Here is a 14,220-nt window from a genome sequence, read left to right on the forward strand (position 1 = left end):
AATGGAAAAACGAGCAATATTGGTCCTTGATCCGCGGACAAAAATATTTTTAGTTCTGGCAATGGGAGCATCTATCACAATTCTTGTTCCCATATATGTAGAAATTTTAAGTGCCGCTCTTTTAGCCTTTTTATTTGTGATGAACAGACAAATTAAATCGGCAATAAAATTGATGGCGGTCTTTTTATTTCTTGCAGGACTTACCTATCTGCCTCAAGATATTCCCGGCGTTACAAGTATTGTAATGCCTGTAGGTTTTATGGTACGCAGATTTATGATGCCCATTGTTGCCGGAAACTATTTAATTTCTTCAACACCTGTCGGTCTTTTGATGAACGCTCTTGAAAAATTAAAACTGCCGTTTTCGGTTGTGATCACCATTGCAGTTATGTTCAGATTTTTTCCGACACTTAAAGAAGAGTACGGGCATATTAAAAATGCAATGAAGATGAGGGGTATCGGTCTTAATGCGGTAAATGTAATCAGTAGACCTATTTTGACACTTGAATATATGATGGTTCCCCTCCTTTCATCCGCTTCAAGAATCGGAGATGAACTTGCTGCTGCGGGACACACCAAGGGCGTAGACGCTCCGGCAAAAAAAGTACGCTATAAAACCTCCCGCTTTACGGCGGCCGATGCTTTTATTTTTCTTTACATAATAGCAGTCTTTATCGCTGCAGGAATAACGAGGATACAAGCATAATGGAAACGGCAGTCAATCTTCAAAACCTATGTTTTAATTATCAAGCTTATGAAAATACGGATAAGACAGACAGGAAAAACTTATCCGCACTAAACGATATTTCCATTTCGGTAAAAAAAGGAGAATGTATTTTACTTACAGGAATTTCAGGCTGCGGAAAAACAAGCGTGCTGCGTACAATAAACGGCCTGATTCCGAATTATTATGAAGGAAAACTTTTAGGTTCAATTAAAATTTTAGGAGAATCGATAAAAGAAAAACCTATTTACGATATTTCAAAAAAAGTTTCTACGGTTTTCCAAAACCCCAAATCCCAATTTTTTAATTTGGATACCACTTCGGAAATTCTTTTCTTTCTTGAAAATATGGGAACGCCTTTTGAAAAGATGCATCAAAGGCTCAACTTTATTTCGGAATTTTTAAATATTAAACATCTGCTTGACCGGAATATTTTTAATCTCTCAGGCGGAGAAAAACAGATGATTGCTATAGCCTCTGCTCTTGCTGCCGATACGGATATCATCGTTATGGATGAGCCCACATCCAATTTGGATTTATATTATATAGAAAAAATAGCTGAGGTTATTAGTCTTTTAAAAAAGTCGGGTAAAACTTTAATCATAAGTGAACACCGCCTGTATTTTTTAAATGGCCTTATAGATCGGGCTTTTTTAATAAAAGAAGGCAAGCTTGAAAAAGGATTTTCTCAACAAGAATTTCTTGCTCTTTCTGAACAAAATAGAAAAGAATTCTTGCTTCGTCCCATAACAATGAACAAAAGTGTTTTTAACCGTTTGGAAGATTCGGATTATATGCAGGTGCAAACCTCGGAAACAATCCGTAAAAATAAAGAAGATAAAAATTCGGAAGAAACAAAATCGGCATACCTGACTGTAGAAAATTTATTCTACTGTTTTAAAAAAGGAAAAGACGATTTTCTCCGTGTGCAAAATTTAAAAATGGAATTCGGCAAGGTTATCGCTCTTACCGGAAAAAACGGTCAAGGCAAAAGCACCTTTGCTCAATGTCTTACCGGCTTACTCAAAGCAAAAAAAGATTCCGTTCTATTAAACGGAAAAAAGATTAATACCAAACAACGGCTTGAGCTTTCGTACATGGTATTGCAGGATGTAGGCTATCAGCTTTTTACCGAAAGCGTTGAAGATGAAATAGCTCTCGGTAAAAATAAAAAGATTAAACCCGAGCAAAACACCAAAGATGAAAACAAGGAAAAAAGAGTTCCAGATGTTGAAGCTATTTTAAAGGCGATGAATTTGACGGAGCTAAAAGATAAGCACCCATTAAGTTTATCAGGAGGACAAAAACAACGAGTTTCGATAGGAGCTGCTATCAGTTCAGGTGCGCGTATTATCATCATGGATGAGCCGACCTCAGGAATGGATTACTTTCACATGAAAGAAACGGCCAAGCTGATTAATTCGATACGCTCGAATCAAACTCTTATTTTAATTATCAGTCATGACTTTGAATTTTTGAGTCTGGTTACCGACGAAATAATTTTAATGGAAAAAGGAGCTGTGATTTCTCATTCGGAATTTACAAAAGAAAAAGCCGAAGAGGTTTTTAATTATTTGAAAGATGGAGTACTTAATTAGGAGTTAATTCAATTCTTAATTATGAATTAAAAATTATGAATTAATTACAGGAGGTGTGGTGAAAACTGATAATGTTATTGTTGATAAGTCTAAAGATTTTGCGTTGAAGATTATTCGGCTGTATAAAAAACTGTGCGATGAAAAACATGAGTTTATTATGTCAAAACAACTTTTAAAAAGCGGGACGAGTATAGGCGCAAATGTAAAAGAAGCGATACGCGGGCAAAGTAAAGCCGATTTTTACGCAAAACTGTATATTTCTCTTAAAGAAGCGAGTGAAACGGAATATTGGCTGGAACTTTTGCATGAAAGCGGATACATCAGTGAAAAAGATTTTTCTTGCATATATGAAGATTGTCAAGAAGTTATAAAAATCTTAGTTGCGATAACAAAAACCAAGTCTCATAGTTAATTATGAATGAGGAGGCAACTCAATTCCTAATTATGAATTAAAAATTATGAATTAGTTACAGGAGGAATTATGTTAAAGAATTATTTTGCGCTGTCAGACAAGGGAGCGCGGGATCTAAACAAGGCAGTAGCTGTTACTACCTTCGGGAATTTGTTTTTGATTGTTCCGTTGGGACTTTCATTTTATGCACTGCAGGAACTTTTAAAGCCCATTCAAGGCGGTTCTCTTGCAGCTTTTAATCCGTGGATTTATCTAGGGATTTGTGTACTGATCATTATTGTGCTTTTTTTAATTGAAAAACTCAAGTACCGCAAAACCTATACAACCTGTTACGACGAATCGGCTAATGTGCGTATTTCCCTTGCAGAAAGTATCAGGAAGCTGCCTCTCTCGTATTTCGGAAAAAAAGACTTATCGGATTTGACGGCAACGCTTTTAAACGATGTTGCTACAATGGAACACGCACTAAGCCACACGGCATCCGAGTTATTCGGGGCGGCAATTTCAATTATTGTATCGGCGGCAATGCTTGCTCTTTTTGATTGGCGCATGACGATTGCCCTTTTCAGCTGTTCCGTTTTCGGATTTTTGCTTGTATACTCATCACGCAAACAAGCCCGCCGTTATGCAATTAGAATTAACACAGTACTGCTCGGCGTTTACAATTCCATTCAGCAAATGCTCGACAATATCAAGGTGCTTAAATCCTCCGACAAAAAAGAAAGCTATGTACAAAAGGTAAAAGACGATATTGCACACAGCACAAAAGAAGCGGTTAAGGCTGAATTATTTGTCGGCTCGACTATGATAGGTTCCATCATAATTATCCGCTTCGGATTTCCGTTGGTTATTGCAGTCGGGGCAGTTTTGTATGCACAGGGAAGTCTCCCGCTTTTTACCTACCTCGTCTTTTTGCTGATTGCCGGAAGAATTTTTGAACCCCTTACCGCCGTTTTTATGCTGCTCGGCGAGTTTTTCCACGCACGCACGGCAGTTGAACGCCAAATGGAAATCATAAACTACCCCAAGCAGAAAGGGAGCGAAACTTTTAACCCCAAGGGCTACGATATTCAATATGACAATGTTTCGTTTTCATACAATGATAATGCAAGCCGCGATACGGTACGCAATATCAGCTTTACTGCCAAGCAGGGAGAAATCACTGCCCTCGTCGGACATTCAGGCTGCGGCAAGTCAACGATTGCCCGTCTTGCAGCCCGCTTTTGGGATGCATCTTCCGGCACGGTGAGCGTGGGGGGCACGGATGTTTCTACCGTAGACCCTGAAACCCTTTTGACCGCTTTTTCAATCGTCTTTCAAGATGTAGTGCTTTTTAATGACACAGTATACAACAATATCCTTGTCGGGAATAAAGATGCTACACGGGAGCAGGTACTTGCAGCCGCAAAAGCCGCACGTTGCGCCGACTTTATCGAAAAACTGCCGCAAGGTTACGACACGGTAATCGGCGAAAACGGTTACACGCTTTCCGGCGGAGAAAGACAGCGGCTTTCCATAGCCCGTGCTCTTTTAAAAGATGCACCGATCATTCTCCTCGATGAAGCAACAGCAGCCCTCGACCCCGAAAACGAAACCTTAATTCAAGAAGCATTGAGCAAGCTCGTTAAAAATAAGACAGTTATAGTCATAGCTCACCGTTTGAGAACAATCGAGAATGCAGATAAAATCGTTGTTCTCAAAGACGGAGCGATAGAAGAAATAGGTACACATGAAGAGTTGATGAAAGGAAAGTCATCGTATCCAATGATGTATAAGCTGCAAAAGGAGAGTGAAAACTGGAGTGCTTGATTTTTAAGGAGGTTGTTATGAACAACAAATTGGTTTTAAAGGATTTGATAAATATCGCCATTTTTTCCGTTATTTATTTTGTTGGGTTGACTGTAATTGGAACTCCCCTTGGTTTTTTGGTGCTGACTTTTTTAGCGGTTCCTTTTGCCGTCAGTGTAATGTTGGGAATCTCAGTACTGTTTTTACTTGCCAAGGTGCAAAAGCCTTTTGCACTTTTTATTTTCGTCGCTATTCCTGGCTGTTTGATGACGCTAATGGGACACACTCCGGTCGTTGCAATCCATTCGCTTATAGTTGCCGCCATTGCGGAAATTGTACGTAAGGTGCTCGGTTATAATACCGCAAAGGGAAACATAGTAAGCTATGCTGTTATGTCGTTAGCATTGTGCGGAGGCTTTTGGCAAATTTTTATTTTAAAAGAGCAATATTTTGCTCTCACCGAAAAAATGATGGGAACCGCCTATGCCGCTGAATTAACGGGATTGCCTATCTGGATTATGCCGATTCTCTACGCGACCTCTTTTGCAGGCGGATTACTCGGCGGGCTTTTGGGTAAAAAGTTCTTAAAGAAACACTTTGAAAAAACAGGGTTGGTTTAAGTAATTAAGAATTACAAATTATTTTGAAGGAGTAATACTATGAAGACAAATGAAGAAAAAAAGAAGGCTAAAAAGGAAAAGCAGGCGGGGGTTGTAAGCCGCATTCTCTCTTATGCGGGGAAGCATAAGCCCTTTATCTATGTGTCGCTTTTTTTATCGAGCTTGAGTACGGTTGCACTGCTTATTCCGTATGCAGTTGTGTTTTATGTTATGCGCGATATTATTTCAGCTTATATGTCGGGTGTGCCGATCGATATAAACCGGATGATTTTTTACGGAGCGGCGGCTCTTATTTCTGCAGCAGCAGGTTTCCTTTTGTACTTCGGTGCTCTTATATGTTCGCATATTACCGCATTCAATTTAATGGGGAATATGAATATGCGCTTGGCGGAAACATTTGCCCGCCTTCCGGTCGGCTGGCACACATCACATGCAAGCGGTTCTGTGCGAAAGGTATTTGAAAAAAATGTCCATTCGCTTGAAGGTCTTATTGCACACATGCTGCCCGATGTCGTACAAAATATAGTTAGTCCGATTGCCGTTTTGTTTTTGCTTTTCTTTTTTGATTGGCGATTCGGCCTTATTTCATTTTTGACACTTGTTATCGCCTTTATTCTTCAAGGTGTGATGATGGCAAAGGGCAAAAAAATGGGATTTATGGAAAGCTATGAAAACTCACTTGAAAAAATGAACAGTGCCGGTACGGAATATATCCGCGGTATTTCGGTTATTAAAACTTTTAATCAATCGGTACACCGCTTTAAGGATTTTTACAGTTCGATTATAAACTACCGCGATAATGTTTTAAAGTATACCGTTGCTTGGGAAAACGGCTTTGCAGTTTTTCTTGCTCTATTAAAAGCGGGATTTATCTTTTTGGTTCCCGCCGCATTTATCTTTGCCGGAACGGCAGGAGATGGCGAGCCTTATGCAAAGTTTTTATACGGCTTTATTTTTTATCTTTCTCTTTCGCCTGTTTTATTTAATATGATGATAAAAATCGTGTACGGCTCAACTTTGAATCTTCAAGGAGGAGATGCCCTCAACCGCATCGAAGCTATCTTAAATGAAAAGCCTGCCCCAGAACCGGAACATTCGGTTATGCCGAAAAAATTCAATATTGAGTTTAAGGATGTTGTATTTTCTTACAAAGAAGAAGGAACACAAGAGACACAAACTGCCGAACAATCTTTTAAAAAGGCTATCAGCGGCATTTCTCTTAAACTTCCCGAACATTCTCTGACCGCCCTTGTCGGACCTTCGGGCGGCGGAAAAACCACCCTCGTCAATTTACTCGGACGCTTTTGGGAGACCGATTCCGGAGAAATTACCATCGGCGGCGTAAATATCAAAGATATCAAAACAGATGACCTAATGCACCTTATCAGCTTTGTGTTTCAGGAAAATAAACTTTTTAACGAAAGCATTTTTGAAAATATCCGCTACGGTAAAAAAAATGCAACACGCGAAGAAGTCCTTGCAGTACTGCAAAAAGCAGAGTGCATGGATATTATCGAAAAGCTGCCTGACGGAATAGACACGGTATACGGTACTAAGGGAATATACCTTTCCGGAGGAGAAGCACAGAGGCTTGCGATTGCCCGCTCCCTTTTGCATGATGCTCCGATTATTGTTCTCGATGAAGCTACCAGCTTTGCCGATGCAGAAAACGAACATAAAATCAAAAAAACATTAAGTCAATTACTTAAAGACAAAACGGTAATAATGATTGCTCATCGTCTTTCTTCAATCGTCAATGCAGATCAAATCTGCGTTATCAATGAGGGCAAAATTGAAGAGACCGGAACTCATGCAGAGCTTTTAGCAAAGACCGGCATGTACAACAGCATGTGGAACAACTTCCAATCGGGCATAAGCTGGAAACTGGCTGCGGGAGAATAATTACTAAGCTGAACTGCTGCAGCAATGAGCTTGTCTCGCTTGATGTCCGCGGTTTAACTGATTTGCAGGAACTATACTACCGGGAGAATCGGCTCACTTCATTGAACCGGCAAGGCTTATCCCATTTATGGTTCCTGCACTGCGATGATAATAGTAACCCCTGCTTGACATTTTTAATTCTTTTTAGTAACATTGTTCTTAATTAGTAGAATGGTTATTATAAATATGGACAACTATAAGGGAAAAATATTAGCCGATAAGGATGAGCTAAACACACGGGCAAAGATTTTACGCGCTGCAAAACAGGAGTTTTTTACCAACGGCTTTGCAGATACTAACGTGCGTGCCATTGCAAAAAAGGCGGGGGTTACGACAGGGGCGCTGTATAACCTTTTTGATAATAAGGACTGCATATTCGAAGCTCTTGTAAGCGGCGTGTTCGATGAATTTTTAAATATAATGGCACATCGTGATGTATTTGACGCTGAAAATTTCGGTATGAAAACGAGCGACCTTTCCGCAATTACTGAACTATCGCAACGCCGGTTTTTAAGAATGATAGATTTTTTTTACGGTAATTGGGATGCAATGAAACTGATTGTCTGCTGTTCAAAGGGAAGTTCCTATGAGCGTATTTTCGATAAGGCAATCGCTGTAACTGAAAAAGAAACCTTCCAATGGCTGAAACTCGACGGCGTTAAAATGTCGCGCCGTATACGGTTTTTTATTCATGTCATGGTAACGTCCCATTTTGAAAATTTAAAAGAGATCTTTTATCATAATTTGAAAAAATCGGAAGCGGTGAAATATGTGCTCGACTTTAATGTATACCATTGTGCCGGCTGGAAACAATATTGGATGGAACAAGTGAAAGGACTTAAGAGATTATGAATGCGACATATCAAGAAGCAAACACGGTCGAACAGCTGAAACAAAACTCGCATCTTCCCGGTCCGCGAGCCAATTTGGAAAAGGGAAATGGTTATGAAAAAAGAGCTGTAGTCGCAGGGCTGTGCGAACCGAAGTTGTTAAAAGATAAAGCAGTCGCCGTTCATGTAATCAATCTTTTAGATGAAATAACGGCAACGCTTGACCACGACAACAAGCTCACCGATGAAGAAGATTCGCTTAGAAAAGCACTCGGCTACGGCTGGAGCGTGGCGATTGTTCATGCGCCTGTAGGAGGAAAAAAAGCTTTTGAAAAATTGCTGCAAAAAAAGAGTAAGCATATCAAGTGGATTATGAAAGAAAACTTAAAAAAGAACCGGCTGATAAAAACGGATGCCGAATGGGTCAAAATAATGGAAAGCAAGCTGAAATAGAATACAGGACGCGCAAAAGGGAGAAGGAAATGGCAAAGAACAGGAAGATAAACGTACAAGGCTTTGATATTGCACTTTATGAAAGCAATAAAAACGATTACATTTCGCTGACGGATATTGCTCGGTATAAGGATACTGAGCATACCGATGATATTATTAAAAATTGGCTGCGGAACCGTAATACGGTGGAATTGCTGGGTTTTTGGGAGATAATAAATAATCCCGATTTTAAACCCGTCGAATTCGACGGGTTTAGAAAGCAGGCAGGGTTGAACAGTTTTGTTCTCACCCCCAAACGATGGATAGAAACGACCAATGCTATCGGCATAGTCTCTAAATCGGGACGCAACGGCGGCACCTTCGCTCATCAAGACATCGCCTTGGAGTTCGCTTCGTGGATTTCGATAGAGTTCAAGCTCTATGTCATCAAAGAATTCCAACGGCTCAAAGAAGACGAAAACAGCCGCCTCAAACTTGAATGGAACTTGCAGCGTACCCTTGCCAAAATCAATTATCACATCCATACCGATGCGATAAAAGAAAGTCTTATCCCGAAAGAGGTAAGTAAGAAGCAGGCGGCACTTATCTATGCCGATGAGGCTGACTTACTTAATACGGCATTATTCGGCCTTACTGCCAAAGAATGGCGCGAACGTAATCCTAAATTGAGCGGCAACATACGCGACTATGCAGGACTTGAACAGTTGGTGGTGCTCAGCAATTTGGAAAGCATTAACGCCTTGCTTATTAAACAGGGACTACCGCAAAGCGAGCGACTTATCCAACTCAATAAAACGGCTATTGCCCAAATGAAAACATTGGTCGAAAACAGAGCGATAAAAAAGCTGGAGAGTAAAAACAACTGACGGAATATCGTTGCGGAGGACATCTGTAAGTGAAAGTAAAAAAAATATATGCCTGCTGGATTTATGTGAGCGATTTGAAAAAGTCGCTCCGCTTTTACCAAAATATAGGTTTCGAACTCAAGTTTATTGAAAAAGACGGTGCTTGGGCGGAATTCGATATGGGAGAAACAGCCTTCGCCCTTTTGCAACGCCCTGCCGAAAAAGGCAAAGTGCGGCCTGCGAAAACACGAATTATGTTCGAGGTAGATGATATCGAAAAGATGCGGAAACAGTCGGTTTCTCTCGGCGTCAAATTGATCGGGGACATCAGAGAAGAGCCTTACGGCAAGTTGCTGACATTCGAAGACCCCGACGGGCATTGGCTGGAGTTTTTTGAAAACAAGCGGGCTTGAAGAAGCGATCGTATCGTTTATAAAATTAAAGAACGATAAAATTATTTCGATGGATGAATATTGGGCGGACGACGGCAAAGCGCCGCACTGGCGATTGGAAAAACGACTGGGCTCAAAAATACATAATTAATCGGTATAGGAGGTCTGAATGGACACATATAAAAGATTGTTGAAATATACACCTGAAAAAAAACACTGTGTGTATATTTCCATTATTTGCTCCGCTTTAGGCGTTGCTTGCCAAATGGGAGCATTTTGGTATTTATGGAAGTTTTTATACGCCTTTTTGGTTACAAAAAGCGTTATGGACGGCTCGTTTTATGCAACGGTGATTGTCGCTCTTATGCTCGGATACTCGGTTGTGTATTTTGCGTCCCTATGGGCATCGCATGTCTTGGGTTTCCGTCTTGAATCGAATTTACGAAAAGAGGCAATCAAACATTTGATGAATGCATCCTTTGCTTTTTTCGACGTAAATAATTCGGGAAAGATTCGCAAAATCATCGACGACAATGCGCAGGAAACGCACATGATTGTAGCACATCTTATTCCCGATAACATTGCCGCTCTTCTTACTCCGATTTTAATGTTCATCATTGTTTTTATGGTAGACATAAAACTCGGTATCTTGCTAAGCATTATCGCGGTCATCGGCGGTGTGCAGATGATGTTTATGATGGGCAATAAGAACTTTATGCAAAAATACATGGCTGCCTTGGAAAGGATGAACAGCGAAGCGGTGGAATACGTGCGCGGAATGCAGGTAGTAAAAATCTTTAAAAGCACGGTGGAATCATTTAAGGCTTTTTACACGGCAATTACCGACTATTCCGATTTGGCATACAAGTACACGCTCAGCTGCCGAAGTCCCTATGTTATGTTTCAAGTGCTGTTCAATTTGTTTGCCGCCTTTACAATCCCTGCAGCAATTTATTTTATGAATAAGGGTGCGGACGGAAATCTCATCATTGCAAAAATCGTATTTTATGTATGCTTTGCAGGAGTTCTCTTTGCTTCTTTTATGCGTGTTATGTATGTCGGCATGTACAACTTTCAGGCAAAGAGCGTCGTAGACAAACTGGAAAATCTTTTTACCGAAATGAGCAAGGATAACATAACCCACGGAACGGAAGAAAAATTTGACAACTTCGGTATTGAATTTAAAAATGTTTCGTTCGGCTATAATGAAGAAAAGATTTTAAAGAATGTAAGCTTTAAACTTGAACCGAATAAAACATACGCCCTTGTCGGCTCATCGGGCGGAGGAAAGAGTACAATCGCAAAACTTATTTCAGGTTTTTATAGAATAAATGAAGGCGAGATTTTAATCGGCGGAAAAAATATTGCCTCGTACTCCAAAAACGCCTTAATGAAAAATATCGCTTTTGTTTTCCAAACATCTAAACTTTTTAAAACAAGTATTTTTGAAAATGTGAAAATGGGAAACAAAAACGCAAGCGATGAAGAAGTGATGAACGCACTCCGCCTTGCCAGATGTGAAGATATTTTGGCAAAATTTCCCGAAAGAGAAAAAACACTCATCGGTTCAAAAGGTGTGCATTTATCCGGAGGAGAAATCCAGCGCATTGCAATCGCCAGAGCTATTTTAAAAAATGCGGACATCATTATTTTGGACGAAGCCTCAGCAGCCGCCGACCCTGAAAACGAATACGAAATCCAGCAGGCCTTTTCCAATCTGATGAAAAACAAAACGGTAATCATGATTGCTCATAGATTAAGCTCCATTAAAAATGTCGATGAGGTTCTGGTTGTCGAAGAAGGAAACATAATAGAACGCGGCAGCGACAAAGAGCTTATGGAAAAAGGTGGAAAGTACAGCAAACTGCAGAAACTGTATTCGCAAGCAAATGAATGGCGCTTTTGAAAATATGCGGGCATCTGCGTTGTCGCTTAATAAAAAACAGTCCTCGACGTACAGCAAGTACGCCTGCGGGTGTTTTTTATACGCTCCTAGCATCTGCTCCGCCTATTTTCAAAAGGAGAGGCAGTAAAGGAAATCGGAGGATTGAAGTTATGAGTGAACAAAAAAATCATTTGCCGCTTATCGGTGTGGGGCCTATCTATGTCGGACCTACTATAGCCGTTACAGCTGCAAGTATTATTCTGACTAAGCTCAAAATTATTCCGCCTACAGTAAGCGGATTTGAATTGGTATTCCGTATTGCAGGAATTCTGTTAATTGCAGCAGGTATATACCTTTGGTGTTCGGCAGTATTTATGTCGCGAATTGACAGCAAAATAAAAACGAACACACTAGTTACTGATGGAATATATGCTCATGTCCGCAATCCTATTTATTCAGCATTTTTGTTTGCTTGTTCAGGTGCGGTTTTACTAGCCTGCAACTTATATCTGCTTATTCTGCCGCCAGTATACTGGCTTTACATGACTATATTTATGAAGTTCACGGAAGAAAAATGGCTTTTAAATCTATACGGAAAAGAATTCGAAGACTATTGCAAACGAGTAAACCGCTGTATTCCATCAATATGGATAAGAAAAAAATTAATGTGAAACGGGTAATTGGTAATGGATAATTAGTACAAAATCCATCCGTACCTTGCAATTAGTAAATCGGATGTTGAAGCTCGTGGCTAAAAATAAAGCTGAGTGCTTCAACTTAAAATACCCCACTCCTAGCAATAAAAGACGGGGTGAATTAAATTATTGTAACCCTCTAAAGGGTTTTTCAATACCGCCGTAAAAATTAAGAAGGGGTTTCCAAAGGGAACTCCCTTTGGCAGTGCGGGAAAAAGAGGGGGTTATAGGGGGAGAGAAAACCCTGCTCTGAACGGGGTGTTCTCTCCCCCTAACAATGGAGATCTATATGAAACGAAAATTACAAAAATTATTTGCAGTTACCGAGCAAGGGGCTCGGGATTTGGTTACGGCTTCGGTATGGTCGGTGTTTTCCAACATCGCCTATATCCTGCCGATGTTTTTGATTATGTTTTTTTTTTTGCAGGGCTATTTTGAAGGCTCGCTTAAAACGGCTTACTTTTATACCGGCCTTATTGCTGCCATTGCGGTGGTAATGTACATTCTTTTACATGTAAATTACAACACGCTGTACACGGTAACTTTTAAAGAATGTAAGGAACTGCGTGTCGAAATTGCAAACCGCTTAAAGGCATTGCCGCTTGCATATTTTTCCAAGCACGATATTTCCGACTTATCGCAAGCCGTTATGGCGGATGTCGCAACTCTTGAGCATGCGTTGAGCCACGCCATTCCGCAGACAATAGGACTGGTAATTTATCTTGTAATTATCGGCACAATGATGATTATAGCTCATCCGGCCTTGGGACTTTGTGTCTTTGCACCGATAGTAGTGAGCTTTATTCTGCTTATTTTATCAAAGAAAATACAAGTGCGGGAAACCACAAGAGACTTCCACAAACAAAGACAGCGTTCAGAATTTTTTCAGGAAGCGATTGAGCTTCAACAGGAAATTAAAAGCTACGGCCGCACAGATACGGTTGCAGAAAAATTAAACCGCAATGTCGATGAAGCTGAAAAACTTCACCTATCGGTTGAAGCCCATCAAGCGATTCCGCTCAATATCGCACTGGCGGCACTCAAGTTTTCGGTCGGGATAACGGTCTTTTTCGGTTTAAAAATGTACTTAGCCGGAACCGCCTCTCTTTTGTATTTTATCGGCTATGTCATTGCCTCCTCACGCATTATCGATGCGGTTGCAGCAGTCGAAGCAAACCTTGCAGAGATTATGTACATCGATTCACGCGTTAAGCGTATCAATGAGCTGCGCGAAACCGAGGTACAGGAAGGTTCTCCTGCAAACCTACAAAAATACGGCATCGAATTTAAAGATGTTGAGTTTTCTTATAATGACGGGCAAAAAATTATTGACGGCATTTCTTTTACAGCCGAGCAAAATCAGGTTACAGCTCTTGTCGGTCCTTCAGGCTGCGGAAAAACTACCGTACTCCGTTTGGCTTCTCGTCTCTATGATTACAACAAGGGTCAGATTCTTATCGACGGAAAGGACATTGCAAAAATCGACACCGACAGTCTTTTTGAAAAAATTTCGATTGTGTTCCAAGATGTAGGTTTATTCAACACATCGATTATGGAAAATATCCGCGTCGGAAATAAAAATGCCACTGATGAAGAAGTAAAGGAAGCCGCCCGCCTTGCAAACTGTACCGAGTTTATCGAAGCACTGCCCGAAAGCTGGAATACCTTTGTCGGCGAAAACGGCAGCCGTCTTTCAGGCGGAGAACGCCAGCGACTTTCGATAGCCCGAGCCTTCTTAAAAAACGCCCCCATCATTATCTTGGACGAAATCAGTGCTTCCCTCGATGTCGAAAACGAAATGAAGATTCAAGAAAGCTTAAATAAACTTATCAAAGATAAAACAGTTATCATCATTTCGCATAGATTAAAGTCCGTCGAAAATGCAGATAAAATTATCGTCATGAACAAAGGCAAAATAGAAGCGGAAGGCAAACACTCGGATCTTTTACAAAAATCCGAGCTGTACAAAAACATGATTGATAAGTCTACAGCCACGGAAAAATGGGTGTATTAGTTTAATTAGTTAATTTTTAATTC

General features: G+C 40.5%; 13 protein-coding genes. All 13 read left to right on the plus strand.

The window, feature by feature from the left end; all coding sequences use genetic code 11:
* The first annotated feature begins 1 nt into the window (after position 1).
* The 13 genes from E4N78_RS11945 to E4N78_RS12005 all read left to right on the plus strand — a co-directional run bounded on the left by E4N78_RS11945 (position 2) and on the right by E4N78_RS12005 (position 14,197).
* Positions 2-706 carry an energy-coupling factor transporter transmembrane component T gene (locus E4N78_RS11945; protein WP_253683453.1) on the plus strand — a complete coding sequence of 235 codons (705 nt, stop codon included), beginning with the start codon at positions 2-4 and terminating at the stop codon, positions 704-706.
* The gene (locus tag E4N78_RS11950; RefSeq protein WP_255810756.1) at positions 706-2,322 is read left to right on the plus strand and encodes an ABC transporter ATP-binding protein; all 1,617 of its coding nucleotides are present in this window, start codon (positions 706-708) and stop codon (positions 2,320-2,322) included. The genes E4N78_RS11945 and E4N78_RS11950 overlap by 1 nt, the downstream gene beginning before the upstream one ends.
* 58 nt (positions 2,323-2,380) lie before the next feature.
* Positions 2,381-2,734 carry a four helix bundle protein gene (locus E4N78_RS11955; RefSeq protein WP_255810757.1) on the plus strand — a complete coding sequence of 118 codons (354 nt, stop codon included), beginning with the start codon at positions 2,381-2,383 and terminating at the stop codon, positions 2,732-2,734.
* 69 nt (positions 2,735-2,803) lie between these two features.
* Complete coding sequence (locus E4N78_RS11960) at positions 2,804-4,543, plus strand: ABC transporter ATP-binding protein (protein WP_255810758.1); 1,740 nt, start codon at positions 2,804-2,806, stop codon at positions 4,541-4,543.
* A gap of 17 nt (positions 4,544-4,560) precedes the next feature.
* Positions 4,561-5,142 carry an MptD family putative ECF transporter S component gene (locus tag E4N78_RS11965; protein WP_253683449.1) on the plus strand — a complete coding sequence of 194 codons (582 nt, stop codon included), beginning with the start codon at positions 4,561-4,563 and terminating at the stop codon, positions 5,140-5,142.
* Positions 5,143-5,181: 39 nt separating this feature from the next.
* Positions 5,182-7,044: an ABC transporter ATP-binding protein gene (locus tag E4N78_RS11970; protein WP_255810759.1), complete on the plus strand. Its 1,863-nt coding sequence runs from the start codon at positions 5,182-5,184 to the stop codon at positions 7,042-7,044.
* A gap of 225 nt (positions 7,045-7,269) precedes the next feature.
* Positions 7,270-7,935, plus strand: coding sequence for a TetR/AcrR family transcriptional regulator (locus E4N78_RS11975; protein ID WP_255810760.1), 666 nt, complete (start codon positions 7,270-7,272; stop codon positions 7,933-7,935).
* On the plus strand, positions 7,932-8,366 hold the full coding sequence (locus tag E4N78_RS11980; protein WP_255810761.1) for a hypothetical protein: 435 nt from the start codon (positions 7,932-7,934) through the stop codon (positions 8,364-8,366). Before E4N78_RS11975 ends, E4N78_RS11980 begins: the two co-directional genes overlap by 4 nt.
* Before the next feature lie 29 nt (positions 8,367-8,395).
* On the plus strand, positions 8,396-9,232 hold the full coding sequence (locus E4N78_RS11985) for a KilA-N domain-containing protein (RefSeq protein ID WP_255810762.1): 837 nt from the start codon (positions 8,396-8,398) through the stop codon (positions 9,230-9,232).
* Positions 9,233-9,261: 29 nt separating this feature from the next.
* Positions 9,262-9,624: a VOC family protein gene (locus E4N78_RS11990; RefSeq protein WP_253683444.1), complete on the plus strand. Its 363-nt coding sequence runs from the start codon at positions 9,262-9,264 to the stop codon at positions 9,622-9,624.
* A gap of 148 nt (positions 9,625-9,772) precedes the next feature.
* Positions 9,773-11,509, plus strand: coding sequence for an ABC transporter ATP-binding protein (locus E4N78_RS11995; protein ID WP_255810763.1), 1,737 nt, complete (start codon positions 9,773-9,775; stop codon positions 11,507-11,509).
* 149 nt (positions 11,510-11,658) lie between these two features.
* The gene (locus E4N78_RS12000; RefSeq protein WP_255810764.1) at positions 11,659-12,159 is read left to right on the plus strand and encodes a methyltransferase family protein; all 501 of its coding nucleotides are present in this window, start codon (positions 11,659-11,661) and stop codon (positions 12,157-12,159) included.
* Between the two features lie 313 nt (positions 12,160-12,472).
* Entirely contained in the window at positions 12,473-14,197 is a 1,725-nt protein-coding gene (locus tag E4N78_RS12005) for an ABC transporter ATP-binding protein (RefSeq protein ID WP_255810765.1), read from the plus strand.
* Positions 14,198-14,220: the final 23 nt, after the last annotated feature.

Origin of the sequence: Treponema denticola (assembly GCF_024400535.1) — a bacterium.
GTDB classification, from domain to species: Bacteria; Spirochaetota; Spirochaetia; order Treponematales; family Treponemataceae; genus Treponema_B; species Treponema_B denticola_C.